Source organism: Pannonibacter sp. XCT-53 (genome assembly GCF_009915765.1).
Taxonomy (GTDB): Bacteria; Pseudomonadota; Alphaproteobacteria; order Rhizobiales; family Stappiaceae; genus Pannonibacter; species Pannonibacter tanglangensis.
The window spans coordinates 486,922-500,576 of record NZ_JAABLQ010000001.1 but is presented as its reverse complement, the minus strand read 5'-3'; the positions used below and the strand labels follow the sequence as shown (position 1 = coordinate 500,576).

16 protein-coding genes and 1 tRNA gene are annotated in these 13,655 nt (G+C 66.8%); 4 read left to right on the top strand and 13 right to left on the bottom strand.

Annotated features, from left to right (window positions below):
* Positions 1-6 precede the first annotated feature (6 nt).
* The 9 genes from trhO to GWI72_RS02305 all read right to left on the bottom strand — a co-directional run bounded on the left by trhO (position 7) and on the right by GWI72_RS02305 (position 6,542).
* Positions 7-798 carry an oxygen-dependent tRNA uridine(34) hydroxylase TrhO gene (trhO, locus tag GWI72_RS02340; protein ID WP_161675396.1) on the bottom strand — a complete coding sequence of 264 codons (792 nt, stop codon included), beginning with the start codon at positions 796-798 and terminating at the stop codon, positions 7-9.
* A 179-nt stretch (positions 799-977) separates the two neighbouring features.
* Positions 978-1,307 (bottom strand): RebB family R body protein, encoded by a 330-nt coding sequence (locus GWI72_RS02335; protein ID WP_106753023.1) that lies wholly within the window; start codon positions 1,305-1,307, stop codon positions 978-980.
* A 193-nt stretch (positions 1,308-1,500) separates the two neighbouring features.
* Complete coding sequence (locus GWI72_RS02330) at positions 1,501-1,821, bottom strand: RebB family R body protein (protein ID WP_161707769.1); 321 nt, start codon at positions 1,819-1,821, stop codon at positions 1,501-1,503.
* Between the two features lie 130 nt (positions 1,822-1,951).
* Positions 1,952-3,040, bottom strand: a complete 1,089-nt coding sequence (locus GWI72_RS02325) for a hypothetical protein (protein ID WP_161707768.1) — start codon at positions 3,038-3,040, stop codon at positions 1,952-1,954.
* Entirely contained in the window at positions 3,009-3,659 is a 651-nt protein-coding gene (locus tag GWI72_RS02320; RefSeq protein ID WP_161707767.1) for a hypothetical protein, read from the bottom strand. The genes GWI72_RS02325 and GWI72_RS02320 overlap by 32 nt, the downstream gene beginning before the upstream one ends.
* A gap of 93 nt (positions 3,660-3,752) precedes the next feature.
* On the bottom strand, positions 3,753-4,817 hold the full coding sequence (locus GWI72_RS19895) for a hypothetical protein (protein ID WP_179956006.1): 1,065 nt from the start codon (positions 4,815-4,817) through the stop codon (positions 3,753-3,755).
* A gap of 22 nt (positions 4,818-4,839) precedes the next feature.
* Positions 4,840-5,064, bottom strand: coding sequence for a RebB family R body protein (locus GWI72_RS02315; RefSeq protein ID WP_106753028.1), 225 nt, complete (start codon positions 5,062-5,064; stop codon positions 4,840-4,842).
* A gap of 49 nt (positions 5,065-5,113) precedes the next feature.
* A complete protein-coding gene (locus GWI72_RS02310) occupies positions 5,114-5,692 on the bottom strand; it encodes an RNA polymerase sigma factor (RefSeq protein ID WP_161675386.1) in 579 nt (192 codons plus the stop codon).
* A 774-nt stretch (positions 5,693-6,466) separates the two neighbouring features.
* Positions 6,467-6,542, bottom strand: a tRNA-Lys gene (locus tag GWI72_RS02305).
* 571 nt (positions 6,543-7,113) lie between these two features.
* On the opposite strand from GWI72_RS02305, the gene GWI72_RS02300 reads away from it, so the two are divergent.
* The 4 genes from GWI72_RS02300 (at position 7,114) to GWI72_RS02285 (ending at position 11,861) form a co-directional block, all read left to right on the top strand.
* Positions 7,114-8,889: an acetolactate synthase 3 large subunit gene (locus GWI72_RS02300; RefSeq protein WP_161675384.1), complete on the top strand. Its 1,776-nt coding sequence runs from the start codon at positions 7,114-7,116 to the stop codon at positions 8,887-8,889.
* A 22-nt stretch (positions 8,890-8,911) separates the two neighbouring features.
* Positions 8,912-9,484, top strand: a complete 573-nt coding sequence (ilvN, locus tag GWI72_RS02295; protein WP_161675382.1) for an acetolactate synthase small subunit — start codon at positions 8,912-8,914, stop codon at positions 9,482-9,484.
* Between the two features lie 262 nt (positions 9,485-9,746).
* Positions 9,747-10,991: a phosphoglycerate dehydrogenase gene (gene serA, locus GWI72_RS02290; RefSeq protein WP_161675380.1), complete on the top strand. Its 1,245-nt coding sequence runs from the start codon at positions 9,747-9,749 to the stop codon at positions 10,989-10,991.
* A gap of 117 nt (positions 10,992-11,108) precedes the next feature.
* Positions 11,109-11,861 carry a pyridoxine 5'-phosphate synthase gene (locus GWI72_RS02285; protein ID WP_161709073.1) on the top strand — a complete coding sequence of 251 codons (753 nt, stop codon included), beginning with the start codon at positions 11,109-11,111 and terminating at the stop codon, positions 11,859-11,861.
* A gap of 39 nt (positions 11,862-11,900) precedes the next feature.
* On the opposite strand, the gene GWI72_RS02280 is transcribed toward GWI72_RS02285, so the two are convergent.
* The 4 genes from GWI72_RS02280 to GWI72_RS02265 form a co-directional block, all read right to left on the bottom strand.
* Positions 11,901-12,281 carry a DUF4087 domain-containing protein gene (locus GWI72_RS02280; RefSeq protein ID WP_161707766.1) on the bottom strand — a complete coding sequence of 127 codons (381 nt, stop codon included), beginning with the start codon at positions 12,279-12,281 and terminating at the stop codon, positions 11,901-11,903.
* Positions 12,282-12,295: 14 nt separating this feature from the next.
* A complete protein-coding gene (locus tag GWI72_RS02275) occupies positions 12,296-12,739 on the bottom strand; it encodes a hypothetical protein (RefSeq protein WP_161675376.1) in 444 nt (147 codons plus the stop codon).
* Between the two features lie 94 nt (positions 12,740-12,833).
* A complete protein-coding gene (locus tag GWI72_RS02270; RefSeq protein ID WP_161707765.1) occupies positions 12,834-13,211 on the bottom strand; it encodes a hypothetical protein in 378 nt (125 codons plus the stop codon).
* A 47-nt stretch (positions 13,212-13,258) separates the two neighbouring features.
* Positions 13,259-13,636 carry a ribbon-helix-helix domain-containing protein gene (locus tag GWI72_RS02265; RefSeq protein WP_161675372.1) on the bottom strand — a complete coding sequence of 126 codons (378 nt, stop codon included), beginning with the start codon at positions 13,634-13,636 and terminating at the stop codon, positions 13,259-13,261.
* Positions 13,637-13,655: the final 19 nt, after the last annotated feature.

Here is a 13,655-nt window from a genome sequence, read left to right as displayed (position 1 = left end):
GGGCGGTCACGCCGGCTCGTCGACCTCGCCAAGACCCGCAGGCAGCACCGACCGTGCCGCCTCCGGGATCGACCGGCCCCAGTTGGGCGCCAGATCATGATCGACCGCAATGCGCTCGTCGAAGACGAAGCACTCGCCAGACCAGAGGCTGCGGTCCTTCGGCATCTTCTCCAGATAGTTCAGGATGCCGCCGTCCAGATGGAAGACGTTCTCGATCCCGAGATCGAGAAGGTAGGACGTCGACTTCTCGCAGCGGATCCCGCCGGTGCAGAACATCGCCACCTTCTGCGCCTTTCCGAGGTCGCGCTGCTGCTGCAGCCATTCGGGAAACTGCCGGAAGGACCGGGTCTCGGGATTGACCGCGCCACGAAACGTGCCAAAGGCGAACTCGTAGTCGTTGCGCGTGTCGATGACCAGAACGTCCGGTTCGCTGATCAGCGCGTTCCAGTCCTCCGGGGCCACATAGGTCCCGACCCGGCGGCGAGGATCGACGCTCGGAACCCCAAGCGTCACGATCTCCTTTTTCAGCCGGACCTTCATGCGGCGGAACGGGATCCGTTCGCACCAGCTTTCCTTGTGCACCAGATCGGCCAGCCTTGCGTCGGCACGCAGATGGTCCAGCACCTCGCGCAGGGCCTGCTCCGGACCGCAGATGGTGCCGTTGATGCCCTCCGCCGCCAGAAGCAGGCTGCCAAACACCCCGCGCTCGCGGCAGACTTCGAGCAGCGGCTGCCGCAGCGCGGCGTAGTCGGGCAAAGGCACGAACTTGTACAGGGCGGCGACGAGAAACTGGGTCATGGCAAGGCAGCAGGTCGGCAGGTCAGGGGCACGGGTGGTCCGGACGTCTCGGGCAGGCCAGTGCCTGCCGCGCCTGTATGCCCGCAAAGCCGGCAAAACGCAAAAAGGGAACGCCCCTTTCCTGCCGGAACAGGAAAGAAGCGCTCCAGGAGGTCCGGGAGGAACCGGAACGACGGGGCTCAGCGGCCGCCGCTGAAGGCATTCAGCACCGTCAGCAGGCTCGTGAGATTGTCCGCGACACCGGTCTGGGCAACCTTCTCGGTCGCACCGGCCGCAGCCGTCGTGTCGAGCGAGTAGATCTGCATGATGCCCTGGTTCACGGCTGCCTGCGCCAGCGAGGTCTGCTGCTGCTGGGCCTGCACCGCATTCTCGAACAGGATGCCGGTGGAATGGGCCATCGCCTGGTAGAGCGTGCTGATCGCGATCGCCGGGGCCTCGCCCACGACCTTGACGTTGGACTGGGTTACCGCATCGGTGACCATCGGATTGACGGTTACGGGATCTGCCATTGGTCTTGCTCCTTTGAGGGGGCCGCGCGTCACTCGGCCCTTGCATCTGATAGGACGCCCAGCCCCTGGGCTTGTGACGGCGAATGTCTTCTTTTCTCGAGTGTTTTCAGTCTTCTGAGCCGGCGGACCGGCCTCACTTGCCAGGCCGGGTCAGCGCCGGAACAGCGCTGGATCGGGGCCACGTGCGCCGGGATCAGCTGAACGAGTTGAGGATCGTGAGCAGGCTGCTCAGGCTGTCGGCGGTGCCGGTCTGGCCGATCTTCTCGGTCGCCCCGGCGGCAGCCGTGGTGTCGAGCGAGTAGATCTGCATGATGCCCTGGTTCACGGCTGCCTGCGCCAGCGAGGTCTGCTGCTGCTGGGCGGCCACGGCATTCTGGAACAGGATGCCGGTGGAATGGGCCATCGACTGGTACAGCGTGCTGATCGCGATCGCCGGAGCCTCACCCACGACCTTGAGGTTGGACTGGGTGACGGCATCGGTGACCATCGGGTTCATGGTAACGGGTACGGGCATCTGGTTGCTCCTGAAAGCGGGAGGTGCGGTGTGCCCTCCTTGCCTTCTCTTCGACGCCGCACGGACCAGACCGTGAAGTGTAATCCCTTATTTTTGCTAACTTTTTTCTGAAAGACTGCCCGCACGCACGTCAGCCCTGGCGGGAGCGCTTCTGCTCCAGCCGGGCCGCCAGCTGTGACAGCAGTCCCGCGATCTTGCGCTCGACCTCCTGGGCGACGATGCCGCGGATGTCGCCGCCGCGCTGGTTCATCTGCACCGCCAGTCCGCGCGGCGTCACCTGCGGCCGCGCCTGGGACTGCCCCGGTGCCGGGGCCCCCATGCCGGGCAGCCCCGTTTGCGCGGCCGGAGCGGGGCCACCTCCCGGCCCCTGCCCGCTGCCCTCGCTGCCCGGCGGCGACCCGAGCCCCTGACCGATGGTGCTGGCGGCGGCCAGCGCCGTCGACGCGTTGGCCCCGAGCTGGCTCAGCACATCCTTGTCCGACAGCAGCCGCAGCAAGGTCTCGTTCTCGTTGCGCATCGAGGTTGCCAGCTGGTTGGCGGCCTCGCTTGCGGCCGAGAGCACCTTGGCAGCGGCCGCGATGCCCTGCTCGAACGCCTGGTCAGCCGCCTTCTTCTGCCGGCCCGCCTCGATCCCGGCGGCGAGGACGGCCGGCAGCTGCCGGGTGACCGCCTGATAGCTCGCCTGCAGCGCTGCAACCTTCATGTGATCCTGCAGCAGCTTGCGCATCAGCTGGCTGCCCGATGCGCCCGCCTGCTCGCTGGCCTGTTCGCTGGCCTGTTCGCTGGCCTGTGCGCTTGACTGTGCGCTGGCCTGTGCGCTGGCGTCACCGCTGGCCGAAGGACCCTCAGTCCTGTCCCCGGAGCTGCCGGCGGCAGCGGCAGGCCCCGTGGTGCCAGCCGGACCGGCCGCGACCGGCCCGGCAGGCTGAGCCGCCGGCTCGGCCGTGCCCCCGACAAGCACCTCGACCCGCGGCGGCGTGACGACCGGGGCGGTCACATCCGGCAGGGCCAGCGGGTCGATCTGCACGTCCGGCGCGCGGACCTCGGGTGCCCTGACCTCTGGGACGCTGACCTCGGGCACGCTGACCTCTGGCACGCTGGCCTCGGGCACGCTGGCCTCGGGCACGCTGGCCTCGGGCGGCGTGACGTCCGGTGCCTGCACCTGCGGCACGGGAACGGTTGGCGCCTCAGGCGCGGAAACGATCAGCGTTTCGGACATCCCGGTCCTCCTCAGGATTGCGGTCATCTTCCCTCACCTGCCCGCGCGACCCGTCGCAACGGCTGTCACGGACCTCCTCGCGGCCCGATCCGGTCGAGACAGGGTCGCTGGCCCGATCACTGCCGCGATCACTGGCCCGATCACTGGCCCGATCATTGGCCCGATCATTGCCGCGATCATCGCGGGCAGGGGCGGCGTCGGTGTCCCTGTCATGGCAACGGCACTCACCGCGATCCGCGCCGCGGGGGCTCGCTCGGTCGGCCTCGCGCCCCGCGCCGCGCCGGACCGGAACGCTGCCGGCCTCGGCCTGCACGACATAGACCCCGCTCATCCCCGACCCGCAGGGATGGCCGCAGCCGCCCGCCCCCGGCACCGCACGCAGGCCCAGCTCCGGCGCGGGGTCGAAGCGCAGGTTGCGCGCCAGCCGCATCGTGTGGTCGGCACCGCCCAGCGAAGCCCGCGCGCTGGCGATCTGGGTCACGACACGCGGATACATGCAGTAAAGCCGTTCGATGTCGGCCGGATCCTGGTCATGCCCGAGATCCCGCGCCCAGCGCTCGAGAAAGTCGGCCAGAAGGCCGTCCAGCTCCGTGCAGATCACATCCAGTTCGAGTTCCATGGTCGCACTCCTGTCGTTGGCATGCGCAGGGCATGCTTCGCCTGTCCCGCAGGACATCTGCAGGTTCGGGCAGACCCTCCGGTGCACGTCAGGTCAGGTCTTGAGATCAGTGAAGATGGTCTGGGCCGACTGACCGGCCGTGGTGCTGACAGAGCCATAGACCTGCACGGCAGCCGTCACCATGCCCTGGATATCGCTGAGAAGCTTGGTCGCCTGCGCTTCGCCGGCCGGCCCCTGGGCCGCCTTCTTGATCGCGATTGCCTGCCCGGCAACGGCGATCTGCATGATCGCGTTCATGTAGCTGGCCGCATCCTGCACCGCCTGCCCCGTGGTCTGGCCGACCATGAGCTCCGGCGGAGTGACGGCCATCTTCAGGCCGGCGTCCAGGGTCTCCGCATTGGAGAACTGGACGGCCTGAACCACCTGCTGATTCAGGGCGGATGTGTCCGGCGTCGCGCCGGAGCCTCCGGCCCGCACTCCGCCGCCGCCCCCCGCGCCGGAGCCAGGGCCGTTGCCGTTGCCATTGCCGTTACCATTGCCGTTGCCATTCTCGTTGCCGGAACCGTCACCGGTCCCGTCATCGGCACCGGACGGACGCGCGCGGTCGTCCGCGGCCGATGCAGCGGCGCTCCCGTTGCCCGGGCTCCGGCCATCGCCGGTTGCGGCGCGGGCCGGCGCGGACGCGGGATCGGAGGCACCACGAAGCCGGGAAGCCCCGGCCCCCATCCCCTCGGCCGCGAAGGCAGGCGTGCCATCCGCGACCGGCTCCGGAGACCGGTCCGCACCGGCAAGGGGTGCGATGATGCGGTCGGCAGAAACGCCGTTCCTGCCGACATCGGCAGCCTGGCTGCCCTGCTGCTGGATGCTCATCTGAGACCTGTCCTCTCGGTTCCTCGAGGTTTCTGCCGGACCGGACGCGGGGCTGCGACCGGCACGCCGGCCCCCTTCCATCGCCAGCGTCAGCGGGCGGGAGGGCTCACCGGCATCCGGAGCGGTCACCCGGTGACGGCGATCGGGCACCCAGTCGGCCGTAAAGCCATCCGACCAGCCCGCGCCGGCGACGGCCGGTCCGCGCGCGGTGCTGCTGGCGGCGGGCATCGCGGCAGGTGCGACCGCCAGGATCGCTCTGGTGCGGGTGATCAGCCGGTCGAGCCACATGGCGACGATCCCCTCCCCGGTCTCACTCGCCGATGTCCATGATCAGCTGCACGGCCTTGGAAACGACCGCGGTCATGATCTGGTTCATGGCCTGCTGGCTGTGCACCGCGTTCTGGATCGACAGGCCCGTCGCGTGGCTGCTGACCTGATAGAGACTGGCGATCGCCTGGGCCGGGGCTTCCGCCACCACCTTGACGTTGGTCTGGGTCACGGCATCGGTGATTTGGGCGTTTACGAGATCGACCATGGCGCAAGTTCCTGTTTCGCTTGCAGTTGTGCGTACCGGTAAAGACGCGTCAGGCCTTCCGGCGTGACGCGGGCGGGACCAGCGCCGGCTCCTCGCCGGTCTCAAGGCCCTGGCGCAGCATCTGGCGCAGGTTCTGCACCCGCTTGCGGGCCAGCGGCTCGCTGATGCCGAGGGCCACCGCGATGTCGCGGTAGCTTGCCTCGTCGCAGAAGCGCATCTCGAAGATCCGCCGATGCTCGGCCGGCAGGCGGTCGATCAGCCGCATGACGCGGCCGAGGGCCTCCTGTTGCCACAGGAGATGCTCCTGGCTTGGCCGGCTGTCGGCGAGATCGGCCGCATTGTCCTCGTAGATGTCGGTCGAGAAGTCCCGCACCTGCCGCTCGGAGTTCCGCTTGCGCAATCTGGAGATGTACTCGTTCTTCAGGGCAAAGAGGAGGAAGGCACGGGGCTCGCGCACCTGCGTGTCGCTGCGCTCCACATGGCTGATCGCCTTGATGAGGGTCGAGGACAGGAGATCCTCGGCCTCTTCCCGGTCCCCCCGCGTCAACCGCATGGCACGGCGGCGCAGAACAGGGCCATCGTCGATCCAGCTTGCCCAGAGGCCGGACGTCGGCAAGTCGTCAAGCATCATCCGTTTCCTGATCTCGTTCACGTGCCGCCTCCCTGCGCAGCGCCCCTTCCGAGTGGGCATTCACGCAGATTGACGCAGAAGATATTCCTTCGTGACACTACATCAGATGAATTTTTATTTAAATCTGTTTGGCGTTAGGAATTTGTTAGGCATGTTATTCTTGAGTTCAGCAACCGACTACACCAAAGAACGTCAAGAACCGCGCAAGCAACGGCATCTTCGCCGCAGCATTCCGACAGTCCGGAAAAGATCAATCCAAGGTTGCGGTCAGGATGCAGCCTGAACCTGCAGGGCAACTCACCAGTCAGGCAGGAAACTCAACCAGAAAACAACCTGAACGCGAACAGACGCGCACTGCCAGAACGCGCCGCGCCTGCCGGACGATTGCGCCCGCGCCCGTCAGATCATCCCGCACGCCACCGGAACGGCGCTTCGCCCCTCACGCGTCCCTGATCCGACCGGACCGGCACGGCCAGGCGGAAGCCCCGGCACACCAGGCGGAGCCAGTTGATGAGGCCTCTAAGGACGCGCGGACAGACCTGCAAAGCCGGCCCGGGCAAGACAGGAGCCACATCCGGTCCGCACGACACGGGGGCGAGAAGAACTGGGCGCGAGACGGACAGGACGCGAGATGGATCGGGCGAGCGATGAGGCGGGCGAGCGATGAACGGGGCGAGCGATGGACCGGGGCCGAGCTGCCAGGACAAGGCAGACTGAAAACAAAAAAGGCGGCTTTCGCCACCTTCATTCAAGACCAGCCGGAGAGTGAGATGGTGGGTGCACAAGGATTCGAACCTTGGACCGTCTGATTAAGAGTCAGATGCTCTACCAACTGAGCTATACACCCATCTCGCCGCCGCGCCGGACAGGCCGTCCGCGTCGGATGAGCGGCTTATACCCACGGCCTCCCCGCATGGCAACCCCCTTGATTGAAGTTTTTATGGTGAGCCGTCGAAGCTGTGGGAAACTCGCCAAGCCCTTGGCAACACGACGTCAACGGGCCCCGCCCGTGCCGCTGCGCAATTTTCGGCAAGGCGCGGACGGATTTGCGAAACAAACTGAATTTGGCCTTGACCGGACGTGTTCACGCCACTAGTGTGCGGCGCAATCGCTGGCGGCGTCCGGGTGTGGACAGTCGAGGCGGGAGATGATCTTATCCCGATCGGCCCGATTGGCGGGCCGGGATGGTGAAGCTGGTAGCAGGGTCGACAAGATGGCTTCTCTGATTCTGGTAGTAGGGACGCGCGCCGCCGGAACGGTTTGATCCGTTCGGAACAGGTTGGCGCGCAGACAGGGCTCCTTCGGAGCCCTTTTTCGTTCCAGCCCCCTGTTCCCGGACCGACAGACCCGCTCGAGGCAAGCGGACGGCAGACCGGAATGACCAGCCCCACCAGGGGCAAACGCAAGGATGTGATGCGATGACACGGGAGATGACCGGAGCCGAGATGGTGCTCCAGGCGCTGAAGGACCAGGGTGTTAAACATGTCTTCGGCTATCCCGGCGGCGCGGTGCTGCCGATCTACGACGAGATCATCCAGCAGGACGAGATCCAGCACATTCTGGTGCGCCATGAACAGGGCGCCGGCCATGCGGCCGAAGGCTACGCCCGCTCGACCGGCAAGCCGGGCGTCGTTCTGGTCACGTCCGGCCCGGGCGCGACCAACATGGTCACCGCCCTCACCGATGCCATGCTCGATTCCATCCCGCTCGTCTGCCTCACGGGCCAGGTTCCGACGCACCTGATCGGCACGGACGCCTTCCAGGAGTGCGACACGGTCGGCATCACGCGCAACTGCACCAAGCACAACTGGCTTGTGCGCAACGTCAACGACCTGCCGCGCATCCTGCACGAGGCCTTCTATGTCGCCACCTCCGGCCGCCCCGGCCCGGTCGTGATCGACATCCCCAAGGATGTCCAGTTCGCCAAGGGCGTCTACCAGGGCCCGACCTCGACGCCGGCCGCCGCGCACAAGAGCTACCGCCCGCAGGTCAAGGGGGACATCGGCGCGATCCGCCAGGCCATCGAACTCATGGCCAGCGCCCGCAAGCCGGTCTTCTACACCGGCGGCGGCGTCATCAATTCCGGCCCCAACGCCAGCCTGCTGCTGCGCGAACTGGTCCAGCTCACCGGCTTCCCGATCACCTCGACGCTGATGGGCCTTGGCGCCTATCCGGCCTCCGGCGACAACTGGCTGGGCATGCTTGGCATGCACGGCACCTACGAGGCCAACATGTCGATGCATGACTGCGACGTCATGATCTGCATCGGCGCCCGGTTCGACGACCGCATCACCGGCCGGATCGATGCCTTCGCCCCCTACGCCCGCAAGATCCACATCGACATCGATCCTTCCTCGATCAACAAGATCGTCAAGGTCGACGTGCCGATCATCGGCGATGTCGGGCATGTGCTTGAAGATCTGGTCCGCCTGTGGCGCTCCTCGGGCACCAAGGCCGATCCGGCTGCGCTGAAGTCCTGGTGGGCGCAGATCAACCAGTGGCGCGCGCGCAAGTGCCTGGCCTACACGCCGAGCAATGACGTGATCATGCCGCAGTATGCCCTGCAGCGCCTTGCCGCCCTCACCAAGGACCGCAACACCTACATCTCGACGGAAGTGGGCCAGCACCAGATGTGGGCTGCCCAGTATCTCGGCTTCGAGAGCCCGAACCACTGGCTGACCTCCGGCGGCCTCGGCACGATGGGCTACGGCCTGCCGGCCATCCTCGGCGCGCAGGTCGCCCATCCCGACGCGCTCTGCGTCTGCGTGGCGGGCGATGCCTCGGTGCTCATGAACATGCAGGAGATGTCGACGGCCGTGCAGTTCGGCCTGCCGATCAAGATCTTCATCCTGAACAACCAGTACATGGGCATGGTGCGCCAGTGGCAGCAGCTGCTGCACGGCAACCGCCTGTCGCATTCCTACATGGACAGCCTGCCGGACTTCGTGAAGCTCGCCGAGGCCTATGGCGGCGTCGGCTTCCGCGTCGAGCGCCCGGCGGACCTCGATGACGCGATCCGCGAGATGATCGCCGTCGACCGGCCGGTCCTCTTCGACTGCCGCGTCGCCAATCTCGCCAACTGCTTCCCGATGATCCCCTCGGGCAAGGCCCACAACGAAATGCTGCTGCCCGACGAGGCCAACGACGACGCCGTCGCCAATGCCATCGGCTCGGCTGGCAAGGCCCTGGTGTAACAGGCTGGAAGGACTGAGACGAATGAACGCGCAGAACGTGAACGCGCCCTCCGCCTATTTCATGGCCGAAGTCAGCGACAAGACGGAAACCCATACCCTGTCCCTGCTGGTGGACAACGAGCCCGGCGTGCTGGCCCGCGTCATCGGGCTGTTCTCCGGCCGTGGCTACAACATCGACAGCCTGACCGTCTCCGAGACCGAGCACGAGGCCCATCTCTCCCGGATCACCATCGTCACCACCGGCACGCCGATGGTGATCGAGCAGATCCGGCATCAGCTCGACCGGCTGGTGCCGGTCCATCGCGTCACCGACCTGACCGTGCAGGCTCGGCTCGGCAACCAGGACAAGCCGCTGGAACGCGAGCTGGCGCTGGTCAAGGTGGCCGGGCTCGGCGAGAAGCGGCTTGAGGCCCTCCGGCTGGCCGATGCCTTCCGCGCGACCGTGATCGACGCGACGACGGAGCATTTCGTCTTCGAGATCACCGGCCGGACCTCCAAGATCGAGCAGTTCATCCAGATCATGAAGCCGCTCGGACTGGTGGAAGTCTCGCGCACCGGCGTTGCCGCCGTGCAGCGCGGACCGGAAGGTCTCTGACCGAACCGAGCCCCGGCGGCCCCGGCAGCCCCGCACAGCCCGTCTGCGTCGTCCGCAGGCGGGCATTTTTTCAGGCCGCAACCTGTCCCGGTCCGGCGCGCAAGCCGGATTGCGGCACGCCGCGTTACAGAACCGAAGTCCCGTAGACGTCGGCCCCGAGAGGCAATATAGGAGGCTCCTGTTCCGGCCGGGGGCCTCCCGCCCCGGCCGCGCCCCGTCCGAACGCCGACCCACGAGGGTCCCACCAGGAAGGCAGATGCCCATGAGCAACGGTTTGTCCCGCCCGAAGAACCAGATCCGCTGGCTGCTGCTGGAAGGTATTGCTTCCACGGCCAAGCAGGTGCTGGACGCCAGCGGCTACCACAATGTCGAACTGCTCTCGAAGGCGCTCGACAAGGACGCGCTCATCGAGGCGCTGAAGGGCGTGCATGTGGTCGGCATCCGCTCCCGCACCCAGCTGTCGCGCGAGGTCATCGAGGCCGCCGGCACGCTGGTCGCCATCGGCTGCTTCTCGGTCGGCACCAACCAGGTCGACCTGACCGCAGCGCGCGAGCGCGGCATCCCCGTCTTCAACGCCCCCTTCTCCAACACCCGTTCGGTGGCGGAGCTGACGATCGCCGAGATTGTCATGCTGATGCGCGGCGTCTTCGAGAAGTCGACCGCAGCCCACGCCGGCCGCTGGATGAAGACCGCAACCGGCTCGCGCGAGGTGCGCGGCAAGACGCTCGGCATCGTCGGCTATGGCAACATCGGCTCGCAGCTCGCGGTGCTCGCCGAGGCCGTCGGCATGACCGTCCTCTACTACGACAAGGTCGACAAGCTGCGGCACGGCAACGCCGCGCCGGTGGACAGCCTCGAGGAGCTGCTGAGCCGCTCCGACGTGGTGTCGCTGCATGTTCCCGACACGGCCGAGACGCGCAACATGATCCGCGCCGAGCAGCTTGCCCTGATGAAGCCCGGCAGCTTCCTGATCAACAACGCCCGGGGCAAGGTCGTCGACATCGCCGCCCTCACCGAGGCCCTGACGTCGAAGCACATTGCCGGCGCGGCCATCGACGTGTTCCCGAGCGAGCCCAAGTCGAATTCGGACGAGTTCATCAGCCCGCTGCGCGGCCTGCCGAACGTCATCCTGACCCCGCATGTGGGCGGATCGACCGAAGAGGCCCAGGAGCGCATCGGCGAGGAAGTGTCGCGCCGGCTGGTCGAATACTCCGACGTCGGCTCGACGCTCGGGGCGGTCAACTTCCCCCAGGTGCAGCTGCCGCGCGGCACCGATGCGACCCGCTTCATCCAGGTGCACCGCAATGTGCCGGGCGCGATGCGCGCCCTCAACGATCTGTTCGCGCGCCACAACCTCAACATCCACGCCCAGTACATGCAGACCGTCGAGGAGACCGGTTACGTGGTGCTGGACGTGGACGGCAAGGTCGAGAACGGCGTCGAGATTCTCGAGGAGATCCGCGCCCTGCCCGGCACGATCCGGGCCCGGCTGCTCAACCGGGTGTGAAATTGCCCCATCGGCAGTCGCCGGTCAGAGGTTGACAGGGCCGTGAAATCGGTCACGCTAGGCCAAAGGGCAGCCGGTCGCGCTGCCCTTTCCCGTCTCACCGATCTGGAATCCGCGCTGATGTCCGCCTCCCGCCTGTCCGTTAACGTCAATGCCGTTGCCGTTCTGCGCAATCGCCGGGACCTTCCCTGGCCGAGCGTGACCGGTCTTGCCGCCATCGCCCTCGAAGCCGGCGCCAAGGGGATCACGGTCCATCCGCGTCCGGACGAGAGACATATCCGCAAGTCCGACGTGTTCGAGCTGGCCGAGCTGATCGAGGACCGCTTCCCGCACAAGGAACTGTGCCTCGAGGGCTATCCGTCACCGGACTTTCTCGATCTCGTCGAGAAGGCCAGGCCGGATCAGGTGCTGTTCGTGCCCGACGACCCGCACCAGCAGACCTCGGACCACGGCTGGCGCTTCGACCCGGCGAGCAAGGCGTTGCTGAAGGAGGCCATCACGGCCGCGCGCGAGGCGGCGGTGACCGTCTCGCTGTTCCTGGATCCGGAGCCCGCCCTTGCTGCCGAAGCCGCGGCGATCGGTGCCGAGCGCATCGAGATCTACACCGGGCCCTATGGCGGCTGCCATGACAACCCGGAGGCGGCCGGGCGCGAACTGGACAGGATCGTTGCCACGGCGGAGGCGGCCCGCGACGCGGGGCTCGGCGTGAATGCCGGCCACGACCTGACGGTCGCCAACATTCCTGCCCTGATCCGGCGCGCGCCGTTCATCCGCGAGATGTCCATCGGGCACGGCTTCACCGCCGACGCGCTCATCCACGGGTTTGCCGAAAGCGTTCGCCGCTTCCGCCGGGCCATGGGCGAGATCTGATCCGGGCCATCGGGGCCGCAGACCGCTGCCGGCGCCGTCTCACTCGACCGGCGGCAGCGTCTTGTCCCTGGCGCATTGCGCGAGTTTGCCCTGCTTGAAGGAATAGACAACGGTGATCCGCCGCCCCTCGCCGGATACCTCGGTCTCGACCTTCATGCAGCCGCAGGCATAGCCATAGGGCCCGTTCACGGCCTTGTAGTCGCCGGCCGAAATGTCACCGATGTTCTCCATGCCGAGGGCTTCCGCGTCCGAGCCCTGCGTGGCGAGGATCCAGTCCCCGTCACGGTCGGTGAGCCACCAGTTGCCCGGGGTCGGATTGACCACCCAGCCGCAACGGGTTTCGGGGGCCGCCTCGGCCACGCCGGCGGCAAGCGAGAGGGGCAGCAGCAGGGGCAGCAGGGCAAGGGCAATCCGGCGCATGATCCGTCTCCGGCTCAGTTGTTGATCGACACCAGGGCCCAGTGGCTGCGGGTGCAGGACTGGTTGTCGCAGACCGGAGCGATCCACACCGCGCCATCGCCGATCGACACGCCGTCGGAGGACACGAACAGCTCCGTATAGTCGGCCGACGCGACCAGGTCCTTCGTGGCCTCGGTCACCAGCCGCTCGTAGTTGCGCTCGAACTCCTTGGCCGACCTGATGTCGAAGGACGTGCCGTTGTTGTTCACCGGCAGGGGAAAGGCGACCAGCTTGGCCACGTCCCGCGCCGTTCCGGTGACAAGCGCACGCCGCAACTCCTCGAGGAAGGGATCGAGGCCCTCGGCATCGCCGAGCAGGGTCTCGACCTGCGCATAGATCTCGTCCTCGCTCGCAGCCTGTCCGGACAGGGGCCACAGGGCACTTAGGCTGACTGCGAGCGCAAGCAGGATACGGTTCATCTACGTTCAACTCCGCGTCTGATCTGGATCAGACACTACAGGAACGCCGTGCACGCATCTTGACAAAAACAGGGGCGACCTCGGCGTTTGGCGGTCAGGACACCACCAGCTGCAAGCCCGTGCAGGCCGCGATCAGGACCATGACGATCCAGCCCGGGTGACGCCCGCGCGTGCCCCAGATCCAGTACACAGAGGCAGCCGCGAAAAGAAGGGTGATCAGGAGCAGCCAGCGTGCATCCGGGACCGTGTCGCCCGCCAGATGGAACAGCGCGCCGGCGAACCCGAGCCCGAGGAGAGATGTCAGGTGCCAGGTCGTGCGGAGCGCCGCGAAGTGTCGGTCCGGAAGCCGTTCAGTGCTGCCGCCAGCCTGCCGCCGGGCAAGCCGGGCGAACACGAGCCGTTCCCCGAGAAGACTGTGGGCCGCGGCCAGGAGCACCGCAAGGCCGGAGGCGATGAGCAGAAGGGAATGCATGCGTCCAGTCTCCTGCCCGCGTCAGTCCCCTGACAGAAGCGCAGGTCCTAGTGCTCGCGCAACCCCCTTTCGTCGTGGGGCAGTCGGCCCTTCTCCCTCTTGAACACCGCTTCAGGGGGCAGGCTGGAAATGGGAATGCGCCGATCGACCGGCACATGGCCGCTGAGCTGCAAGGCCAGATAACGGCCGCAGCACACGCGCAGGAACGAGGTGAAGTTGCCAAGGTCATGCCCGGCGTCGATCGATTCATGGTGCAGCCGGGTGATCAGCTGCACCACGTTCATGCCGTCCCGTCCGGCGATGTCCTCCAGCACCGACCAGAAGAAGGTCTCCAGCCGGACGCTGGTGACCATGCCATCAATGCGCAGCGATCGGGTCGTACTCTCCCAGAGCTGCGGCTCGGCGCTGATGAACAGCTTGCACATCGGTGTCCTCCCCAGGATC